General features: G+C 52.1%; 2 tRNA genes. Both read left to right on the forward strand.

Annotated elements, in window-relative coordinates:
• Window positions 1–36 precede the first annotated feature (36 nt).
• A tRNA-Gln gene (locus HMPREF3182_RS06315) sits at window positions 37–110 on the forward strand.
• 8 nt (window positions 111–118) lie between these two features.
• Window positions 119–194: transfer RNA gene (locus tag HMPREF3182_RS06320), tRNA-Lys, on the forward strand.
• Window positions 195–234: the final 40 nt, after the last annotated feature.

Genomic DNA, 234 nt, shown 5'->3' on the forward strand with positions numbered 1-234 from the left:
TTGTCGTAGGTTCGAGTCCTACTTGAGGAGCCATACAGGGGTATCGCCAAGCGGTAAGGCAACGGACTCTGACTCCGTCATCGTTGGTTCGAATCCAGCTACCCCTGCCATATTATTTGATCCACTAGCTCAGTTGGCAGAGCACCTGACTTTTAATCAGGGTGTCCCGAGTTCGAATCTCGGGTGGATCACCATTATTTTGGCCCCTTGGTCAAGTGGTCTAAGACACCGCCC

The organism is Megasphaera hutchinsoni, assembly GCF_001553405.1.
In the GTDB taxonomy this organism is placed as follows: domain Bacteria; phylum Bacillota; class Negativicutes; order Veillonellales; family Megasphaeraceae; genus Megasphaera; species Megasphaera hutchinsoni.